This is a genomic window from Streptosporangium sp. NPDC000509 (assembly GCF_042898365.1).
GTDB lineage: Bacteria > Actinomycetota > Actinomycetes > Streptosporangiales > Streptosporangiaceae > Streptosporangium.
This window is the reverse complement of sequence record NZ_JBIAYX010000004.1, coordinates 374,761-393,546: the sequence shown is the minus strand read 5'-3', so window position 1 is coordinate 393,546 and position 18,786 is coordinate 374,761. Positions and strand designations below refer to the sequence as shown.

At 68.7% G+C, this 18,786-nt stretch carries 14 protein-coding genes; 8 read left to right on the top strand and 6 right to left on the bottom strand.

Translation table 11 applies throughout. From position 1 onward, the window contains the following. Nucleotides 1-105 precede the first annotated feature (105 nt). The 5 genes from ACFY3D_RS10430 (at nucleotide 106) to ACFY3D_RS10410 (ending at nucleotide 6,608) form a co-directional block, all read left to right on the top strand. Nucleotides 106-873 carry a DeoR/GlpR family DNA-binding transcription regulator gene (locus ACFY3D_RS10430; RefSeq protein WP_362900411.1) on the top strand — a complete coding sequence of 256 codons (768 nt, stop codon included), beginning with the start codon at nucleotides 106-108 and terminating at the stop codon, nucleotides 871-873. A 182-nt stretch (nucleotides 874-1,055) separates the two neighbouring features. Beyond that, entirely contained in the window at nucleotides 1,056-2,525 is a 1,470-nt protein-coding gene (locus ACFY3D_RS10425; protein WP_389977399.1) for an amino acid permease, read from the top strand. Continuing rightward, complete coding sequence (locus tag ACFY3D_RS10420; RefSeq protein ID WP_389977396.1) at nucleotides 2,522-3,955, top strand: FGGY family carbohydrate kinase; 1,434 nt, start codon at nucleotides 2,522-2,524, stop codon at nucleotides 3,953-3,955. Before ACFY3D_RS10425 ends, ACFY3D_RS10420 begins: the two co-directional genes overlap by 4 nt. Continuing rightward, on the top strand, nucleotides 3,952-5,325 hold the full coding sequence (locus tag ACFY3D_RS10415; RefSeq protein ID WP_389977394.1) for an NAD(P)/FAD-dependent oxidoreductase: 1,374 nt from the start codon (nucleotides 3,952-3,954) through the stop codon (nucleotides 5,323-5,325). The genes ACFY3D_RS10420 and ACFY3D_RS10415 overlap by 4 nt, the downstream gene beginning before the upstream one ends. Next, nucleotides 5,322-6,608 (top strand): NAD(P)/FAD-dependent oxidoreductase, encoded by a 1,287-nt coding sequence (locus tag ACFY3D_RS10410; protein WP_389977391.1) that lies wholly within the window; start codon nucleotides 5,322-5,324, stop codon nucleotides 6,606-6,608. The genes ACFY3D_RS10415 and ACFY3D_RS10410 overlap by 4 nt, the downstream gene beginning before the upstream one ends. Before the next feature lie 72 nt (nucleotides 6,609-6,680). On the opposite strand, the gene ACFY3D_RS10405 is transcribed toward ACFY3D_RS10410, so the two are convergent. Further along, nucleotides 6,681-7,352, bottom strand: coding sequence for a class I SAM-dependent methyltransferase (locus ACFY3D_RS10405; protein ID WP_389977387.1), 672 nt, complete (start codon nucleotides 7,350-7,352; stop codon nucleotides 6,681-6,683). 109 nt (nucleotides 7,353-7,461) lie between these two features. Here ACFY3D_RS10405 and ACFY3D_RS10400 point away from each other — a divergent pair, with 109 nt between their 5' ends. Beyond that, nucleotides 7,462-8,253 carry a TSUP family transporter gene (locus ACFY3D_RS10400; RefSeq protein ID WP_389977383.1) on the top strand — a complete coding sequence of 264 codons (792 nt, stop codon included), beginning with the start codon at nucleotides 7,462-7,464 and terminating at the stop codon, nucleotides 8,251-8,253. Nucleotides 8,254-8,476: 223 nt separating this feature from the next. Beyond that, on the top strand, nucleotides 8,477-8,935 hold the full coding sequence (locus ACFY3D_RS10395; protein ID WP_389977380.1) for a hypothetical protein: 459 nt from the start codon (nucleotides 8,477-8,479) through the stop codon (nucleotides 8,933-8,935). A gap of 126 nt (nucleotides 8,936-9,061) precedes the next feature. Here ACFY3D_RS10395 and ACFY3D_RS10390 read toward each other — a convergent pair whose 3' ends face one another. Further along, nucleotides 9,062-9,940 carry a hypothetical protein gene (locus tag ACFY3D_RS10390; RefSeq protein WP_389977377.1) on the bottom strand — a complete coding sequence of 293 codons (879 nt, stop codon included), beginning with the start codon at nucleotides 9,938-9,940 and terminating at the stop codon, nucleotides 9,062-9,064. 167 nt (nucleotides 9,941-10,107) lie between these two features. On the opposite strand from ACFY3D_RS10390, the gene ACFY3D_RS10385 reads away from it, so the two are divergent. Beyond that, the gene (locus ACFY3D_RS10385) at nucleotides 10,108-11,019 is read left to right on the top strand and encodes an aminoglycoside phosphotransferase family protein (RefSeq protein ID WP_389977374.1); all 912 of its coding nucleotides are present in this window, start codon (nucleotides 10,108-10,110) and stop codon (nucleotides 11,017-11,019) included. Between the two features lie 302 nt (nucleotides 11,020-11,321). Here the strand turns inward: ACFY3D_RS10385 and ACFY3D_RS10380 are convergent, their stop codons facing one another. The 4 genes from ACFY3D_RS10380 to ACFY3D_RS10365 all read right to left on the bottom strand — a co-directional run bounded on the left by ACFY3D_RS10380 (nucleotide 11,322) and on the right by ACFY3D_RS10365 (nucleotide 18,764). After that, complete coding sequence (locus ACFY3D_RS10380) at nucleotides 11,322-12,989, bottom strand: lectin (RefSeq protein ID WP_362922929.1); 1,668 nt, start codon at nucleotides 12,987-12,989, stop codon at nucleotides 11,322-11,324. Between the two features lie 91 nt (nucleotides 12,990-13,080). Beyond that, nucleotides 13,081-14,916 carry a family 43 glycosylhydrolase gene (locus ACFY3D_RS10375; RefSeq protein ID WP_389977371.1) on the bottom strand — a complete coding sequence of 612 codons (1,836 nt, stop codon included), beginning with the start codon at nucleotides 14,914-14,916 and terminating at the stop codon, nucleotides 13,081-13,083. Nucleotides 14,917-15,135: 219 nt separating this feature from the next. Beyond that, nucleotides 15,136-16,587, bottom strand: a complete 1,452-nt coding sequence (locus ACFY3D_RS10370; RefSeq protein ID WP_389977558.1) for a non-reducing end alpha-L-arabinofuranosidase family hydrolase — start codon at nucleotides 16,585-16,587, stop codon at nucleotides 15,136-15,138. 80 nt (nucleotides 16,588-16,667) lie between these two features. Beyond that, nucleotides 16,668-18,764, bottom strand: a complete 2,097-nt coding sequence (locus tag ACFY3D_RS10365; RefSeq protein WP_389977368.1) for a family 43 glycosylhydrolase — start codon at nucleotides 18,762-18,764, stop codon at nucleotides 16,668-16,670. Nucleotides 18,765-18,786: the final 22 nt, after the last annotated feature.

Here is an 18,786-nt window from a genome sequence, read left to right as displayed (position 1 = left end):
CCGGTAAAGGTTTCCCTCTCCGATAGCGCTGTGTATTGACCGGATAACCACATATAAGCATAATCTCCGTCATGCAAGCACAAACTTCCACAGAAGTGGGCAGGCATGCTGCCCGCTGAGCGGCATGCGCGGATCGGGGAGGCGCTGCGTACCTCCCGTGTCGTCAGCACCGACGACCTCGCGCAGGAGCTCGGCGTGTCGGCGGAGACGATCCGCCGCGACTTCGTGGTGCTTGAGCGCCAGGGCAGGCTGTCCCGCGTCCACGGGGGCGCGACGATCGCGCTCGGGCAGGTCGGCGGCGAGGAGGCCCCGTTCGCCGAGCGCACCGGGACCGCCGCGGACGCGAAGGCCCGCATCGGACGTGCCGCCGCCGCCCTGGTGCGTCCCGGCCAGACCGTGGTGATCGACGTGGGGACCACCGCCGTCCAGGTGGCGCGGGCCCTGTCACTGGACTTCACCGGGATCGTGGCCACCTGTTCCCTGCTGGTCGCCGCCGAGCTCTCCGAGCGGCCCGGCATCGAGGTTCTCGTCTGCGGAGGCCGGTTGCGGACCGGAGACCTCGCGCTCTCCGGTCCGGTGGCCCAGACGTTCTTCACGGACCTGAACCCGGACATCGCGTTCCTCGGGTCGGGGGGCGTCGACGCCGCGGCCGGTCTGACCGACTACCACCTGGATGAGATCGCGGTGCGAAAGATCATCCTCAGGAACGCGGCGCGCTCGTACGTGCTGGCCGACTCCGGGAAGTTCGGCCTGGTCGCCCGGCACCGGGTCGCCGAGGTGGGCGAGTTCACCGGCCTCGTCACCGAGGCGGAACCACCGTCCGCCATCCAGGACACGTTCACCCGCAAAGGCGGGGTGATCGTGCTTTCTTGAACGTTCCCGACCGTTGAAAGAGCCGGGCGGCGCGGCAACGCCACCCGGCTTCGGACGACCGCACCGATGCACCCTCTGACAGGAAACACAGGAGTTGGGAATCCATGACCCATTATTCACCACCTGCGGCTGAGAGCCGGGGATCTTCCTCCGATGTCGCGGAATTCGGCTACAAGCAGGCGATGAAGCGAGGTACGGGGCGTTTCGCCTCGTTCGCCGTGGCGTTCGCCTTCGTCTCGATCGCCACCGGCATCTTCACCACGTACGGCTCGGTGCTGAACAGCTCGGGACCGGCGGGCATCTGGACCTGGCCGCTCGTGATCATCGGTCAGCTCGCCGTCGCGTTCATCTTCGGCTCGCTGGCCGCGCGCATCCCGGTGACCGGCTACTCCTACCAGTGGATGTCCCGGCTGGCCAACCCCGTACTCGGCTGGATCATCGGCTGGGTCTCGTTCTCGTTCCTCGGCGTCGTGGTCGTGGCGGTCGACTACACCATCGCCTCCACCGTGATGCCCGTGCTGCTCGGCTACGAGGGCAACGCGATGAACGCCTGGGCGATCACCGGCGTGGTCATCCTGAGCCAGGCACTGCTCGTCGGCCTCTCCACCAAGTGGACCGAGCGGGTCAACAACTTCGCGGTGACGGCCGAGTTGATCGGCATGATCGCGCTCGTCCTGCTGCTGCTGATCGTGGGGTTCGTCGCGAAGGAACTGAACTTCGCCAACCTGTTCAGCACCGGCGCCATCCCCTCCGAGGGCTACCTCAGCATGGGCACGCTCACCTCGGCCGGGCCGTGGATGCTGGGCTTCCTGCTCGGCGCGTTCACCATCGTCGGTTTCGAGTCGGCGGCCAACCTCGCCGAGGAGACCAAGGACCCGGCCCGTGTCGTCCCCCGCGCCATGTGGCAGGCGGTGCTGGCCTCCGGTGTGCTCGGCTTCCTGTTCCTGGTCGCGGTCACCCTGCTCGCCGGTGACCCGATCGAGCTGGCCAAGTCCGGCACCCCGGTCGCGGACGTGATCAGCCGGTCGCTCGGCCCCGTCGTGGGTACGGGGCTGCTCGTGCTGGTGGTCATCGCGATCTTCGCCTGCGGCATGGTGATCATGATGACCGGCGTCCGCCTCGTCTGGGCGATGTCCCGCGACCAGCGCTTCCCCGGCTGGCAGGGCCTGCACAAGGTCTCCCCCCGCTTCGGCACCCCGCTGAACGCCACCGTCTTCATGCTCGTCGTCGGCGAGCTGATCCTGGCGATCTTCTCCACCCGGACCGACGCCCTGTTCGGCCTGTTCGCCGCCGCCACCCTGCTGCCGGCGATCATCTACACCGGCACCGTCATCATGTACGTGGTCAAGCGCAGGTCGCTGCCGCCGAGCAAGGGCTTCGACCTGGGCCGCTGGGAGATCCCGGTGATCGTCGTCGCGCTGCTCTGGCTCGCCTTCGAACTGCTGCTCTTCCGTGACTCCTCGTTCGTGGAGTCGTGGGTCTACGTGCTCCTCATGCTCGCCATCGGCGCCGTGTACTTCGCCTACCTGCTGTTCACCAGGGGCGCCAAGGGCCTGGTGATGCCGAAGATGCAGTCCATCGACGCGGAGCTGACCGCCGACGCCTCGGGTACGGCCAAGGGCGGGCACACGGAGGGGGCGCACCGACGGTGACCACCGTACTGGCGATAGATCAGGGAACATCCGGCACCAAGGCGATCGTCGTCGACGCCCGCGGTCAGGTGCTCGGCCTCGCCGAGCTCCCGGTCCGCCCCACCTACCTGCCGGGAGGCGGGGTCGAGCAGAACCCCCGGGAACTGCTCGACTCGGTGCTCGACGCCGGCCGTCAGGCCGTCGCGCGGGCCGGGGTACGGATCGACGCCGTCACGCTGGCGAACCAGGGCGAGACCGTCCTGGCGTGGGATCCCGCCACGGGTGAACCGCTCTCGGCCGCCGTCGTGTGGCAGGATCGCCGCTCGGAGAGCATCTGCGCGGAGCTGGGGGAGTACGGGGAGCGGATCGCCGCGACCACCGGGCTGGTCCTGGACCCCTACTTCTCCGCCCCGAAGATGGCCTGGCTACGCCGGAACGTGACGGAGCAGGGGGTGGTCACCACCTCCGACTCCTGGATCATCCACCACCTGACCGGGGAGTTCGTCACCGACGTCGCCACGGCCGGCCGGTCACTGGTCACCCGGCTGGACGACGGCGAGTGGGATCGGGAACTGCTGGAGCTGTTCGGGCTCGGCGGCGAACGCCTGCCGCGCATCGTCGCCTGCGACGAGGTGGTCGGCCACACCTCCGCCTTCGGCGGGAACGTCCCCGTCGGCGGACTCGTGGTCGACCAGCAGGCCGCCCTGCTCGCCGAGAACTGTCTCAGCGCGGGCGAGGCGAAGTGCACCTTCGGCACCGGCGCGTTCCTGCTGGCCAACACCGGCACCTCCGCCGTACGCTCCACCGCCCGCCTGGCCGCCTCGGTCGCCTGGCGGGTCCGGGGAGAGACCTCGTACTGCTTCGACGGCCAGGTCTACACGGCCGCCTCCGCCGTACGGTGGATCCAGGATCTCGGCTTCATCCGCGGCGCCGCCGACCTGGACACGGTCGCGGCGGCGGACGCGGAAGGGGTGCTGTGCGTGCCCGCGCTGGCCGGGCTGGCGGCGCCCTGGTGGCGTCCCGACGCCAAGGCGTCGTTCTCCGGGCTGACCCTCTCCACCGGTGCGGGGCACCTCGTGCTCGCCGTACTGCAGGGGATCGCGGCGCAGGTCGCCGAGCTCGGCGATCTCGTCGCCGCCGACCTCGGGCAGCCGCTGACCCGGCTGCGGGTGGACGGCGGGCTCACCCGCAGCGCGGTCCTGATGCAGGCGGTCGCCGATCTCACGCGGATCCCGATCGACGTCTACCCCTCCCAGCACGCCACCCCGATGGGGGCGGTGGCGCTGGCCCGCGCCGCGCTGGACCCGTCGCTCTCCCTGGCGGACGCGGTGGACCCGTGGGAGCCGAGCACCACCTACGAACCCCGGTGGTCCGCCGACCGGACGGCCGACTTCCGCTCCCGCTGGAAAGAGGCGGTCGCCGCCACCCTGCCCGGAGAGGGAGCACGGTGAACAGCACGTTCGACGTGGCGGTGATCGGCGCCGGTATCGTCGGCTCGGCCATCGCCAGGAAGCTGGCCGGCTACGAGCTGAGCGTCGCGCTGCTGGACGCGCGTGACGACGTCGGTGACGGCACGAGCAAGGCGAACACCGCCATCCTGCACACCGGTTTCGACGCCAGACCCGGCACCCTCGAATCCCGGCTGGTCCGCGAGGGCTACCACCTGCTGTCGGAGTACGCCGAGCGGACCGGCATCCCGGTCGAGCGCACCGGGGCCCTGCTGGTGGCCTGGACCGTCGAGGAGCTCGACGCGTTGCCGGGCCTGCGCCGCAAGGCGGAGCAGAACGGCTACGACCGGACGGAGATCGTCGGTCCCGAGGAGGTGTACCGGCAGCTGCCCTACCTCGGGGAGGGTGCCCTGGGCGGCCTCACCGTGCCCGACGAGTCCATCATCTGCACCTGGACCACCAACCTCGCGCTGGCCACGGACGCGGTCGGCCGCGGCGTGACGTTGCTGCTGAACCGGGCCGTCTCCTCGGTCGAGGACCGCGAAGACCACACGGTGCTGCGTACCTCCGGCGGGGAGGTGCGGGCCCGCTGGGTGGTCAACGCGGCCGGGCTCGGCGCCGACGTCGTCGACCGGCTGTTCGGCCACGACCGGTTCACGGTCACGCCACGCCGTGGCGAGCTGCTGGTCTACGACAAGGCGGCCCGCCCGATGGTCGACCGGATCGTGCTGCCGGTGCCCAGCTCGCGCGGCAAGGGCGTGCTGATCAGCCCTACCGTCTACGGCAACGTGCTGCTCGGACCCACCGCAGAGGACCTCACGGACCGCACCGACACCGGGACCTCGGAGCAGGGACTGCGCTTCCTGCTGGACAAGGGCGAGAAGTTGATGCCCGACCTGCTGCGCGAGGAGGTCACCGCGACCTACGCCGGTCTGCGGGCCGCGAGCGACCACCCCGACTACCTCATCGAGGCCGACGCCGGGCGGCGCTACGTGCTGGTCGGCGGGATCCGCTCGACCGGTCTGACCGCAGGCATCGCCATCGCCGAGTACGTCGCCGAACTCGCCCGCGCCGCCGGCCTGGCGCTCGTGCCACGGGAGAACCTGCCGGAACCGCCCCGGATGCCCAACCTCGGGGAGGCGTCCACCCGCCCGTACCAGGACGCCGCCCGGATCGCCGCCGACCCCGCCTACGGCCGGGTGGTCTGCTTCTGCGAACGGGTGACCGCCGGCGAGATCCGCGACACCTTCGCGTCGCCGATCCCACCGGCCACCCTGGAGGGGTTGCGCCGCCGTACCCGGGCGATGAACGGACGCTGCCAGGGATTCTTCTGCGGCGCCGAGGTCAAGAAGCTGCTTGAGGAGCATCAATGACACCGCTGACACCCTCGGTGGGGGCCACGTCCGGCGACGTCACCGTCCTCACCCCGGCCGTCGTCGTCATCGGCGCCGGCCCCTCCGGGCTGAGCGCCGCCCGCGCGCTCGCGCCGAAGGTCGACGGCGACGTCCTCGTCCTGGAACGGGAGAGCGCGGCCGGAGGCATCCCCCGGCACAGTGATCATCCGGGCTACGGGATCAGGGACATGAGACGCTTCATGAGCGGTCCCGCCTACGCCAGGAGACTCGTCCGGCAGGCCGAGGCCGCCGGCGCGAAGATCCTGACGAACGCCACCGTGACGAACTGGGCCGGGGAACGCGTGATCGAGGCCACCACCCCCGAAGGGCGCGTCCGCGTCGAGGCGCGGGCCGTCATCCTGGCCACCGGTGCCCGGGAGCGCCCCCGCCCGGCCCGGCTCATCCCCGGGGACCGGGCCCACGGTGTCTACACCACCGGGCACCTGCAGAACCTCGTCCACCTGCGGCACGGGAAGGTCGGCAAGAAGGCCGTTGTGGTCGGCGCCGAGCTGGTCAGCTGGTCGGCCGCGTTGACCCTGCGCGAAGCCGGTTGCCGGACCGTCCTGATGACCACCGAGTATCCCCGGCCGGACTCCTACTCCCTGTTCAGCGTTCCCGGCAGGATGCTCTTCCGGACCAGGGTCGCCACCCGCACCCGGGTGACGAAGGTGATCGGCCGGCCACAGCTACGGGCCGTCGAGATCGAGGACCTCGACACCGGAAGGAGGCGGATCGTCGAGTGCGACACGCTCGTCCTCACCGGTGACTGGATTCCCGACCACGAGCTGGCACGCGCCGCGGGGATCACCCAGGACCCGGGCACGAACGGCCCGCTGGTCGACAGCGCGCTCCGTACCGAGCGGCCGGGGGTGTTCGCGGTGGGCAATCTGCTGCATCCGGTGGACACCGCCGACATCGCGGCGATCGACGGCGCCCATGTGGCACGCTCCGTCATCGACTGGCTGGCCGGACGGAGCGCCCCGGCCGAACAGGTCCGTCTCTTCGCCGACGCGCCCTTCCGCTGGGTGGCGCCGGAGATCTTCCGTCCCGGAGACCCGGCCCCGGCCCGACACCGCCTGCTGCTGTGGAGCGACCGTTACATCCCGTTCCCCCGGATCGTGCTCCGGCAGGGGGGACGGGTCATCGCTCGCCGACGACTGTGGTGGCCCGCGGCCCCGGGACGGGTGTTCCGCATCCCGAGCGGCATCCTGAGGGCGGTCTCCCCGGAGGCGGGCCCCGTGCACATCGGGGTGGAGGGCTGACATCACTCCCTACGGCATTCATCCGGCCGCGTCGCTGCCGTCTCTCAGGGGTCCGGCCTGAAGCGCGAACGACTACGCGAACGCGACAACGGCGTATCTCTCGTCCTGGATGGCTCGTCCCCACAGGACGGGATCGGGCAGTGGCTCGACGCGGGCGGTGTCGACCAGTGGCCGCAGCGTCGCCAGGAGACGCTCCGCCTCGACCCCGCCCGCCCACGGCATCGGCTCCGACTTCCCCTCGTAGAGCTGATCCTCACCCGGTTCGGCCGACGCCCAACGTCCCTCGACGAGGACCAAACGCCCGCCGGGCCGCAGCAGGCCGATCCACCGGCGCAACGCCTCCCGCGGATCGGGCAGGGTCCACAACAGGTGACGGGAGAGGGCCACGTCGAAAGACGTCCCGGCCCGCGCGGGCGGGTCACTCGCGTCACCCACCATCATCGCGGCGTCGAAACCGGCCGCCGTGAGCTTGCGCCGGGCCTGCTCGATCATCAGCGGGGCCAGATCCACCCCGACCGGCCGGTGACCCTGCTCGGCGAGCACCAGGGACAACGAGCCGGTGCCGCATCCCAGATCCAGGACGTCGGCGGGCGAGGCGGGCATCCAGGAGCGCAAACGTTCCGCCCAGGCGGTCTTGACGGCGGGGTCGCGAAGACCGTGGTCGGCCTCCTCGTCGAAGGAGGCGGCGAAGGCATCCCAGAAAGACGCGATCGAAGCACCCGGCCTGCTTTCGGCACTCGTCATAAAGCAGCCCTTCGATGTTGAGGGGGATTGACATCGCGTTGCCTGCCCCATCCCCATGCTCTCCGTAATCACGGTAGGTTTTAAGGGATGGGGTGCGAGTGGTGAAGTGTTGACCTGGTGGCAGGGATTGCTCGGCTTCGTCTCGGGGTTGCTGATCGCGGTGGTGACCGCCCCGGTCGGGGTGTCGGGAGCGGTATTCCTGCTTCCGGTCCAGCTCAGCGTGCTGAATGTGCCGAACCCGGCGGTGACACCCACCAACCTGTTGTTCAATGTCGTGGCAACCCCCGGCGCGCTGCTGCGCTACCGTAGGCGCGGCCAGCTTGGCGGCCCGCTGCTCCGCCTGCTGGTGCTCGGCACCCTGCCCGGCGTCATCATCGGCGCGCTCGTCCGGGTCTTCCTGTTGCCCGGTCCGCAGGTGTTCCGCCTCCTGGTCGCCTGCCTGCTCTTCCCGCTGGGCCTGTGGCTGTGCGTGCGTACGCTTCGCCCACCCCGCAGTCCCAGTCCCAGTCCGGTTGATACTCCCTCCCTCCGTTCCATCACCGCGCTCGCGGTGGCGGTGGGGATCGTCGGCGGGGTGTACGGCATCGGCGGCGGATCGCTTCTGGGGCCGATTCTGGCCGGGCGCGGCCTGCCGATGGCCAAGGTCGCACCTGCCGCACTGGCCTCGACGTTCGTCACCTCGATCGTTGGCGCGCTCACCTACGCGGTCCTGGCGCTGCTCACCCCCGGCGATATCGCACCGGTGTGGACGCTGGGCCTGCTGTGTGGTCTGGGCGGCTTGATCGGCGGCTACGTCGGAGCCCACCTCCAGCCTCGTCTGCCGGAGGCCGGTCTGCGGTTGCTGTTGGGGACCTTGGCCATCGCCCTGGCCGGCTTGTACGCGGCCCAAGCTCTGAACTGAAGGTAGGTGGCCGAAACAGCGGCACACCCGTGATCCCGTGATCAGGCGATCTCGGAACTCACCGAGCGCGGAGTGGCCCAAGCCCGCGTCGGTCGGTTCCAACCAGAGCGCGTACTTCCAATGGCTCCGCTGTGAACATCTCACCGGCAAAAAACTTGCATACTAAGTTCACGGAACTTACTCTCGACTCACTTGTCACAAAGAGAAGCGAGTGGGGCGGACTATGAGATCCCTGCGTGACGGACGGTCGATCCACCTTCTGGACATCGAGAACCTGACGGCGTCCTCCGCGCCGACGACGGCCGAGGTGAGGCAGACGATGAACGAGTATCGGGAGCGCGTCCCGATCGGCCTCATGGACCAGTTCATCGTCGCGGTGAACCCCCGCTCCATGGTGAATGCGGGGATCGCGATGCGCGGGGTGCAACTGCTGATCCGCCCGGGTGCCGACGGGGCCGACAGCGCTCTCGCGGAGGCGGCGGTGAGCGGCAGGATCGACCTGCGGTTCGAGCGGGTCGTCATCGGTTCGGGAGACGGGTACTTCGCCGACCTGGCCGTCTGGCTGGCGGGAGCGGGGCTGCGTGTGAGTGTGGTCAGCCGTCCCGCCTCGCTCAACTGGCGCCTTTACATCGCCGGAAGCGACATCACCTATCTGCCCCCGACGCTGGCTCTGGCCGCCTGACATCCGTCGTGCCGGCCCGCACCCAGCGCGGTAGTCGGCCCAGCCCGCGCACCGAACCGTCCGGACCGCGGGAAGAGCCGCAGAGCAGGGTCACGGGCGACCGCGCGATGTGATCGACGGAGTGTCTCAGGTGTTCCCGGAGTCCGTCGGAGCGGACGCGTTCTGTCTGCGGGCGTACTCCCGCAGGTCCTTCTCGGAGATGACCTCGTCGGCGGGCGGGGCGGTGATGACGAGACGGCATCCCCAGTCGGTGTAGCGCGTGTCGCTCCGCTTGACCAGCGGCTCTTTCCCCGCTCCCGCGCTGTCGGCGGTGACCAGGCGCTTGGGCAGGCCGTCACGGTCGGTCCAGAGTCGCCAGGAGACCTTTCCCTTGCTCTTCTCGCCGATGCGCTTGCCCGAGGTCCAGGCGATGGGGGGACTCTTGGAAATCCTGCGCAGTTCCTGGTAGCTCACGGTGCCCCGGTAGAGGAAACCGCCGGAGACGGCCTTGCTCGCCGAGCGCTTCAGTACGGCCCTCATCATGGACGGGTCGTAGATGTCGATCGGCTGCAGGCTGGCGCCCCGGGCCATGTCCCGGTTCATCCGTCCCCGGTGCTCGTCCGGGAACCGGACCCACTTCTTGCCGTCCGGAACGGGCCCGGGGTATCGGGTGGCGTCGTCGTAGGTCTTCTTACCGACGCGGATCACCCGGTAGGGGTTCGATTTCTTGGACGGGGTCCCCTTCTTCGGCCGGGAGAGGTCCCACCAGGTGAAATCCGCGGCCACCGGGCCTGACGGGGCCAACTGGAGACGACCGCTGATCAAGATCCCGTTCCCGGAGACCGTCGACTTCTTGCCGTAGAAGAAGCGGTTGGTCTCGGAGATCCGAACGCCGTGCTCGTTTCTGAACTGCTGCTTGAGCGCGCGTGCCGGATCGGGAGCGGCCGCCTGCGCGGCGGCGGGAGTCATGGTGCCCGACATGGACGCGATCAGTACGGCGACCCCGAGGGCAGCCCATCGTCTCATCGAGTGTTCGTCCTTTTTAGGCGTTTGGGGCACCGAGAAAAAGTGGAGATCGGCCTTTTCGTGCGGATTTTCTCACGGAGACCCCGCAGTTGCCAGAGGGCTGCGACGAACGCGTGGACACCGAAAACCTTTTGCGGGGTGGAGGGGAGGGCCGACACACTCTCGGGGTGGTGGAGAACAGGAACATCGACGGGCGCGCCGGCATCGACGCGGGGTTGGTGAGGCGGCTGGTCGCCGCCCAGTTCCCCCACTGGAGCTCCCTTCCCGTGACACCGGTCGAGGTCGACGGATGGGACAACCGCACCTACCGTCTCGGTGACGAGATGACGGCGCGCCTTCCCACCGCGGCCGGTTATGCCCCCGCGGTCGACAAGGAGGACCGGTGGTTGCCGGTGCTCGCCCCGTCGTTACCGGTCGACATTCCCGTTCCCCTCGCGAAGGGGGTTCCCGGCGAGGGATACCCGTTCAACTGGTCGATCCGCGGCTGGCTGGACGGCGAGACCGCGACCCCTGAACGCGTTGACGACCTGTCCGAGTTCGCGGCCTCGGTCGCCGAGTTCGTCCTCGCCCTGCGACGCGCCGACGCGACCGGCGGGCCGGTGGCGGGCGCGCACAGCTTCCACCGGGGTACGCCACCGGCCTACTACGACGAGGAGACACGCCGTACCCTCGCCGCCCTGGAGGGCCGCGTCGACACCGTCCGGGCGGCGGCCGTGTGGGACGCCGCGCTTGAGGCGACCTGGTCCGGGCCGCCGATGTGGTTCCACGGTGACATCGCGAGCGGGAACCTGCTGGTTCGGGATGGGAAGCTGAGGGCGGTCATCGACTTCGGGACCTCGGGCGTCGGGGATCCCGCCTGCGACCTGGTGATCGCGTGGACGATGTTCTCGGGAAAGAGCCGGGAGGTCTTCCGAGACATCGTCGCTCAGGACGACGCCATGTGGGCGCGTGCTCGTGGCTGGGCGCTGTGGAAGGCGCTGATCACCCTGGCCCAGAACATCGACGGGGACGAGCGGAAAGCCGCGGAGCACCGTCATGTCGTCGACGAGGTCCTGGCCGACCACGATCGGGCCGGCTGACTCATCGGGACCGGTACTCACCCGGCTGCGCCATCTCCGCCTCCAGCCCCGTACCGTCTCCGGGCCGTGCCGTCCCTTTCTCGGAGTTCGCGTCGCGCCCGAGGGGCCAGGTCGCCTCCGGTTCGTGCCGTTTCCGGCTCCGAATGCGTGTCGGCCGCCTTCACGTGACGTCCGCGCGGTCATCCCGCGCCCATCGTCATGAAGGCGGCCGTAGGGGGCACACTCGCCGCCGCTGGGCACACAGCGGCGGCGAGCGGGTTGTGGCGGCTCACCCGGTGACGAGGAGCCGGTGCGTGCTGTGATCAGGTGCGGTTCCACCGTTGGTTGGCGGCGCCGTTGCACGTCCAGATCTGGGTCTTGGCGCCGTTGGCCGTGGAGCTGCCGACGACGTCCAGGCACTTGTTCGCGCCGAGGGCGGTGATGGTTCCGTCGGCGTTGAAGCGCCACTTCTGGTTGTTCTGGCCGTTGCAGTCCCAGATGATGACGGTGGTGCCGTCGGCGGTGCCGTTGTTGTTGACGTCCAGGCACTTGTTGCCGTAGACCCGCAGCTCACCGGCGGCCGTGGCGGTCCACTGCTGGTTGGTCTGGCCGTTGCAGTCCCAGATCCCCACCTGGGTCCCGTTGGTCTGGGAGACGCCGGTCACGTCGAGGCACCGGCCCGAGCCCACCCCCTGGATTCGGGTCGTGGACGAGGGAGTCGGGGAGGGCGTGGGGTTGGGCGTGCCGCCGCTCACCCGGTACACGACGGTGCCGTGGGCGGGAACGCTCGCCGAGATGGCGCCGGTGGTCGAGGTGACGGCGTTCGTCCAGGCGTCGCGCAGGTTGAAGGAGTTGCCGGACAGGCCGATCGCGGAGGCGGTGGTGCTGATCGTGGTGGTGCTGCCGCCCTGGTTGAACAGGGCGACCGCGACGTCGCCGTTGCTCAGCCGCTTGGCCAGGATACGGCGGGTGCCGTCGTTGCTGATCTGGGCTGCCTGAAGGCCGAGCGTGTCCTGGTTGATGGCGATCAGGTTCTGGTTCTTCATGATCGTGGAGGTCGCGTTGTCCATGTTCCGGACGTCGTTACCGGCGATGAGGGGCGCGGCCATGATCGCCCACAGGGCGAAGTGGCTGCGCATCTCGGTGTCGTTCATGCCGCCCCGGCCGACCACCATCATGTCCGGGTCGTTGAACTGCCCCGGCGCGGCGTAGCCGGAGAGGGGGGCGTTGACGTTGACGATGTTCTGGATGCCCATCGGGTAGCCGTTGGTCTGATTCGTGTTCCAGGCGTTGGTGATGTCCTCGGTGGTGCGCCAGATGTTGGCGACGTCGCCCCAGTTGCGCTGCGGGCCGGTCTTGGAGTGAATGCTGTTGGGGTTGATGCTGTAGAGGATCGGCCGGCCGGTCGCGGCCAGGGCGTCGCGCATCTTGGCGAAGGTGCGCACCTGGTCGTCGATGCTGCCGGTGGGCGAGCACCAGTCGTACTTGAGATAGTCGACGCCCCAGGCGGCGAACTGCCGGGCGTCCTGGACCTCGTGGTTGAGGCTGCCGGTCGCGCCGGGGTAGGAGTTGAAGTACTGGGCGCAGGTCTTGTCGAGGGGGGCCTGGTAGAGGCCGAACTTCAGACCCCTGGCGTGCAGATAGTCGCCCAGGGCCTTCATCCCGCTCGGGAAGCGCGACAGGTTGGCCTGGAGGTTGCCCGCCGAGTCACGGTTGGGATCGAACCAGCAGTCGTCGACGACGACGTACTGGTAGCCCAGGTCGCGCATGCCGTTGTTGACGAGTGCGTCGGCCGTCTGCTTGATCAGTGTCTCGTTGATGTTGCAGCCGAAGGTGTTCCAGGTGTTCCACCCCATCGGCGGGGTGCGGCCCACGCCGTTGTTCAACGCCTGCGCGGGGGTGGCCGTGGAGAGCGCCACGGCTCCCATCGCGAGGGCCAGTGTCACGGTGACGACCGGGGCGATTAACGCCCGTAGCCGGTTCTTTCTCATTGAGATCGCTCCTCAGGGGTGGGGGGTGGGCGCGGCGCCAGGGGCCCGCCGGTCGGGGGATCGACGATCGGACCCCTGGCGCGGGGGCCGGTTACTGGAGGGAGGCGTCGTCGATGTAGAGGCCGTCGGTTCCGGCGGCTGTCTCGACGTAGAAGGAGGCGTTGGTCAGGGTGCCGGTCCACGACACGGTCGCGGTACCGGTCAGCTGGGTCCAGCCGTTCGCGTTCACCGTTTGCGCGGGGGTGAGCTGGAGGTAGTTCGTCGTGCCGTTGGCCGTGTACGTCAGGGTCGCCTTCGCGCTGGGGGTGCCGCTTTGCGAGCGCACCCAGACGCTCGTGGTGTAGCTCTTGCCGTTGGTGAGCAGCGAGGTCACGTTCTGGTGGGGGCCCTGCCAGGCCGAGGTGCGTCCGGAGTTGAGCAGGGAGCGGCTGCCGGCGTAGGCGACGTTCGTGGCCGACGACAGGGTGCCACCCGAGGTCGTCCACCCGGTCGTGCCGTTCTCCATGTTCCCGTTGGTGAGCAGGTTTCCCCCGGTGCCGCCACCGGCGGTGAACTGCCACCAGTTGAGGTTGAACAGGTTGCCGCTGCCGCCGGTGAAGCGGAGATACAGGTCGCGGGTTCCGGTGGCCCCGCTCACCGGGCAGGTGACGCTGGTCCAGTTCTGCCACCCGCCGGTCCCCGGGACGGAACAGGTGCCGACCAGGGTGCCGGTGGCGCTGCCCAGGCGGAGTTCGATGGTGCCGCCGCTCGCCGCCGAGGCCACCCGGGCGGTGAAGGACGAGGCCCCCGTGCCGAAGGCGACGCCCTTGACCTTGATGTTGTCGCCGTTGCTGATGAAGCCGACGTTCATGCCGCCTTCGCTGGCGGGCTCGGTCTCCACACCGTTCGCCCAGGCGATGGTCTCGGCCTCCTGGCGTACGAACGGGTTCAGCGTTCCCACCTGCGGGGGGCCGGCGGTGGTCATGTTGATGGTCGGGATGGTGCCGTCGGCGTTGTAGGTGAACTTCTCCACGGCGACCGAGCGGGTGTAGCCGCCGCCGCCCGGCAGCGCGCCGTTGTGGTAGAAGAAGTAGGATCCGCCGTTGAAGTCGATGATCCCGGGGTGGTTGGTGAAGCTGCTGCCCTGGCGGGGCATGATCGTTCCCCGGTAGGTCCACGGCCCGGTGGCGCTGGGCGCTGTGGAGTAGGCGATGAACTCCGAGCAGCATTCGGCGGCGAACACGTTGTAGTAGAGGTTGCCGCGCTTGAAGACCCAGGGCCCCTCCTCGTAGAGGGTGGGCCGGCTCGGGTTGCCGTTGCGCGTGCCGAAGCCCGCGGTGGTGAGCGGGATCTGGGTCGCGCTGCCGGAGAAGGAGATCATGTCGGTGTTGAGCCGGACGTACCAGAGACGGGGGTTGCCCCAGTACAGGTAGGCCTGGCCGTTGTCGTCGATGAACGCGTGCGGGTCGATCTCGCCGTTCTCGACGAGCGGGCGGCCCAGCGCGTCGCGGAAGGGCCCGGTGGGGCTGTCGCCGACCGCGACTCCGATCGCCATCCCGCCGGTCGCCCGGTTGCGCACCGGCACGTACCAGTAGAACTTCCCGTTGCGGGGGACGACGTGGCCGGCCCAGGCGTTGGCGTCGGCCCAGGCGAAGGTGGCCAGGCTCATGGGCGAGCCGTGGTCGGTCCAGTTGGCCATGTCGGTGGAGGAGAAGACCCGCCAGTCGCGCATGGTGAAGTAGGTCGAGCCGTCCTCGTCGTGGCCGGTGTAGAGGTAGACACGGCCGTTGTGGACGAGTGGCGCGGGGTCCGCGGTGTAGATGGTCTGGACGATCGGGTTGTCCGCCCTCGCGGAGAGCGGTGACAACGCGATCAACATCAGCAGGCTCAGTGTCCAGAGGACCAGGCGGCGAGCTCTTCTCCTCGCCGTGCGAAGTGCGGGTCTCACCGGTCGTCTCCCTCAGGTGGCGTTCGTTGGGGGGGTTGGTGGCCCCGGACGCGGCGGCTCGGCGTCTCCGACGCGTCCGGGGCGGTTCAGAGGGGATCGGTCTCGCGCCGTTCCGGCTCGAACCGGTCCTGATCGCGTGCCGTGACGGCGTTCACCCGATGGGGTGTGCGCCTTCGCGGTGAGCGTCGGAGCCGTTCGAGCCGGATCGGTGTCATGGTGTTATCGCTGCAGGGTGAGCAGGCCGGGGCGATAGGGCAGCAGGCCGTAGTCGACTCCGTTGGAGTTGGGGTTGCGGCCCTGGTAGAGCAGCTGCAGGTTGCAGGGGTCGATGGTCATGGTCTGGTCGGCGTTGGTGCGCAGCAGCTCGCCGTGGCTGATGTCGTTGGTCCAGGTGGCGCCGCTGTTGGCCTTGCCGGCGAAGGGGTTGCTCTCGGTCGCGGCCTGCGGGGTCCAGTTGCCGCCGAGGCTGGTGGCGGTGAAGGACCGGAAGTAGCGGCCCTGGGAACCGATCGCCTCGACGATCATGAGGTAGCGGTTCTCGTTCTGGATCTTGTAGACCTGGACGGCCTCGAACAGGTTGTTCGTGGTGTCGCTCATGATGGTCGTGTAGTTCGAGCCGAAGTTGCCGGGGAAGTTGCCGATGGGCATGCTGGCCCGGTAGATCTTGCCGTTGTCGCCGGCGAAGAACAGGTACATGTTCTGGCTGTCACCGATGAGTGCCTGGTCGATCGGGCCGGTGTTGGAGCCGGTGATGCTGCCGGTGAAGAGCGTCTGCGCCGACGACCAGCCGTTGGGGTTGGTGGGGTCGGTGGAGGTCTTGTAGGAGAAGGCGGCCCCGCCCCACTGGTAGGCGAGCACCCAGATGTTCTTCGGCGCGAAGTAGAACAGCGACGGCGCCACGGTGCCGGAGTTCATCGCGTTCTGGCTGGCCGAGGCCATCTCCGAGTAGTTGGTGAACAGGCTGAAGTTCATCGAACCCCAGCTGGTGCCGAAGTCGTGGGTGGTGGCGTAGACGAGCTGCTTGCCGTTGTAGGGGGCGACGGTGAAGTCCTTCAGCGAGACCCAGCCCGACCTCGGGTTCGCGAGCACGCCCGAGGAGGTCCAGCGGTACGTCGAGGGAAGGGTGCAGGTGCCCGGCGTCGGGGTCACGGTGGGGGTGGGGCTCGGGTTCGTTCCGCCGACCTGGACGAGCTGCCACTGCTGGTTGTTGCCGCCCCAGTCGTCGTACTGGACGATGTTGCCGCCGTCGGCGGTGGAGGCGCCTTGCACCTCCAGGGCCTTGTTGCTGTTGCGGCTGATGAAGCGCACGTAGCCACCCGCCGAGTCGGCGAGGCGCCACTGCTGGTTGGTGCCGTTGAGGTCGGCCCACTGGACGATCGCGCCGCCGTTGGCGGTGGAGAAGTTGTGGACGTCCAGCACCTTGCCGGAGTGGCGGGACTTGATGCGGTAGTAGCCGCCACCGGAGTCGACGAACTGCCACTGCTGCTGGTTGCCGTTGTTACGGGTCCACTGGGTGATGCGGGCGCCGTCGTTGGTGGCCAGGTTGTAGACGTCCAGGGCCTTGCCGCTGTTGCGGTTGACCAGCACGTACCAGGCGTTCGTGTCGACGGTCGCCGCGTTCGCGGTCTGGACGGCCACGAACAGGCTCATCAACAGCGTGGCCGCCGCCATAATGACGGCCAGGGGTCTGAATCTCAAGATCTACTCCGATTTCATCCGGTGAGGAGCGGAAGGGCTGCTCGGGTCGGTTCTTACGGGGTTGTGAGGTCGAAGCGGCGCACGGTCACCGAGCCGCCGAGGGCCTGGGTGGCGTGGTTGAAGATCCCGAAGCGGTTGCCCATGAAGAACTGCCAGGCGTTGTTCATCGTGAAGGCCGGTCCGAGCGTGGTGAAGTTGGTCCCGTCGGTGCTGTAGGAGAAGCGGGCCTGCCGTCCGGACCCGGGCCGGATGTCGGCGTTGACCCTCAGCCAGATCCGGCCGCCCGAGACGTTGGCGCTCGCCGCCTCGGTGCCGGTTCCCGTGGTCTGCCAGCTGCTGTTCATGGTCAGCCCGTTGGTCATCACGACGCGGGTCGCCCCGTTATCGCGTTTGATGCCGATCCAGGCCGACTGGTCACGCAGGATGGCGAGGCCGCTGCGGTCGCCGTTGGCCATCTGCGAGTAGTCGAGTTCGATCGTCGCGGTCGACGACGGTCCCTGGATACGGTGGGTCAGGGTGTTGCGGGCGTTGTACAGGTCGTTCGTCACGGTCGCGGTCTGCAGGCGCAGGCCGTTCCCGGTCGACCAGCGCGAGTTGTCGGGGTTGTGGTTCCACTCCCACCGGTGGCCGAGCGAGGGGGAGGTGAAGGTGTCGGGGCCGATCATCGACTGAACGGTTTTGCTGGTCTGGATGTTCGGCTTGGGGTAGTTGACGCCCCAGCCGCCGTTCACCGTCTGGATCGTGGGCCAGCCGTCGCCGGTCCAGGTGATCGGCGCGAGAGCGGGCACCCGGCCGCCGGGGTAGGCGTCCACGAACGACATGTAGTACCAGGCGCCGTTCTGGGTCTGCACCAGTCCGCCCTGGTGGGGCACACCACCGCCGGAGATCGGGCCGGGCATGTTCAGCAGGACCTGGCGCATCTCGTACGGGCCGAACGGGCTGGTCGAGCGCAGCACGTACTGGCCGTTCGCGGGCTTGGTCAGCCAGATGTAGTAGTAACCGTTCCGCTTGTAGAAGCGGGCGCCCTCCAAGGTGCCGACGCTGGAGGGGGTCTGGAACACCTGCTGGGCGCGCACCTGGCTGAGACCGTCGGCCGAGAGCTGGGCGACGCTGATCGTGCCGTTGCCGTAGGCGACGTACATCGTGTCGTTGTCGTCGACGAGCAGGCCGGCGTCGTAGTAGCAGTTGTTGATCTGGGAGCGCTTGGTCCAGGTGCCGTCGACCGCCGAGGCGGTGTAGACGTAGGTGCGGTTGAACTCGATGCAGCCCATCCAGTAGTAGGTGCTGTTGCTCGGCCGGTAGTTGAGGGTCGAGGCCCAGATGCCCTTCACGTACGCCCGGCCGCCGTTGAGGTCGTAGGCGTTGGAGTTGAAGTCGAGCCGGGGGACCGAGTGGCCCGCGTACTCCCAGTCGACCAGGTTGTAGGAACGCAGGATCGGCGCGCCCGGCGAGTAGTGCATCGTCGAGGCCGAGTAGTAGTAGGCGTCGCCGACCCGGATGATGTCGCCGTCGGCGAAGTCCTGCCACACGACCGGGTTGGTGTAGTTGCCGCCGGGACCCGGCGTCGGAGTCGGGGTGGGGGTGGGGTTCGGCGTCGGGTTCGTTCCGCCGACCTGGACGAGCTGCCACTGCTGGTTGTTGCCGCCCCAGTCGTCGTACTGGACGATGTTGGCGTTGTCGGCGGTGGAGGCGCTCTGCACCTCCAGGGCCTTGTTGCTGTTGCGGTTGACGAATCTCACGTAGCCGTCAGGGGAGTCGGCGAGGCGCCACTGCTGGTTGGTGCCGTTGAGGTCGGCCCACTGGACGATCGCGCCGCCGTTGGCGGTGGAGAAGCCGCTGACGTCCAGCACCTTGCCGGAGTGGCGTGACTTGATGCGGTAGTAGCCGCCGCCCGAGTCGACGAACTGCCACTGCTGGTTGTTGTTGTTGTTACGGGTCCACTGGGTGATGCGCCCGCCGTCGGCGGTGGAGAGGTTGTAGACGTCCAGGGCCTTGCCGCTGGTGCGGTTGACCAGCACGTACCAGGCGTTCGTGTCGACGGTCGCCGCGGTCGCCGCGGGGCTGGCGAGCGTGAGCAGGGCGCCGGTGAGCATGATCGAGGTGATGGCGGCCAGCAGCATGCGCAGGCGATTTCGCCTGATAAAAGGCATACGTCCTCCCCTGGAGGTCTTT

Excerpts from the sequence above, each read along its gene's own strand:
- ACFY3D_RS10430 (WP_362900411.1), top strand. The coding sequence starts at position 106 with ATGCTGCCCGCTGAGCGGCATGCGCGGATCGGGGAGGCGCTGCGTACC.
- ACFY3D_RS10425 (WP_389977399.1), top strand. The coding sequence starts at position 1,056 with ATGAAGCGAGGTACGGGGCGTTTCGCCTCGTTCGCCGTGGCGTTCGCC.
- ACFY3D_RS10410 (WP_389977391.1), top strand. The coding sequence starts at position 5,322 with ATGACACCGCTGACACCCTCGGTGGGGGCCACGTCCGGCGACGTCACC.
- ACFY3D_RS10405 (WP_389977387.1), bottom strand. The coding sequence starts at position 7,352 with ATGACGAGTGCCGAAAGCAGGCCGGGTGCTTCGATCGCGTCTTTCTGG.
- ACFY3D_RS10395 (WP_389977380.1), top strand. The coding sequence starts at position 8,477 with ATGAGATCCCTGCGTGACGGACGGTCGATCCACCTTCTGGACATCGAG.
- ACFY3D_RS10390 (WP_389977377.1), bottom strand. The coding sequence starts at position 9,940 with ATGAGACGATGGGCTGCCCTCGGGGTCGCCGTACTGATCGCGTCCATG.
- ACFY3D_RS10380 (WP_362922929.1), bottom strand. The coding sequence starts at position 12,989 with ATGAGAAAGAACCGGCTACGGGCGTTAATCGCCCCGGTCGTCACCGTG.
- ACFY3D_RS10370 (WP_389977558.1), bottom strand. The coding sequence starts at position 16,587 with ATGGCGGCGGCCACGCTGTTGATGAGCCTGTTCGTGGCCGTCCAGACC.
- ACFY3D_RS10365 (WP_389977368.1), bottom strand. The coding sequence starts at position 18,764 with ATGCCTTTTATCAGGCGAAATCGCCTGCGCATGCTGCTGGCCGCCATC.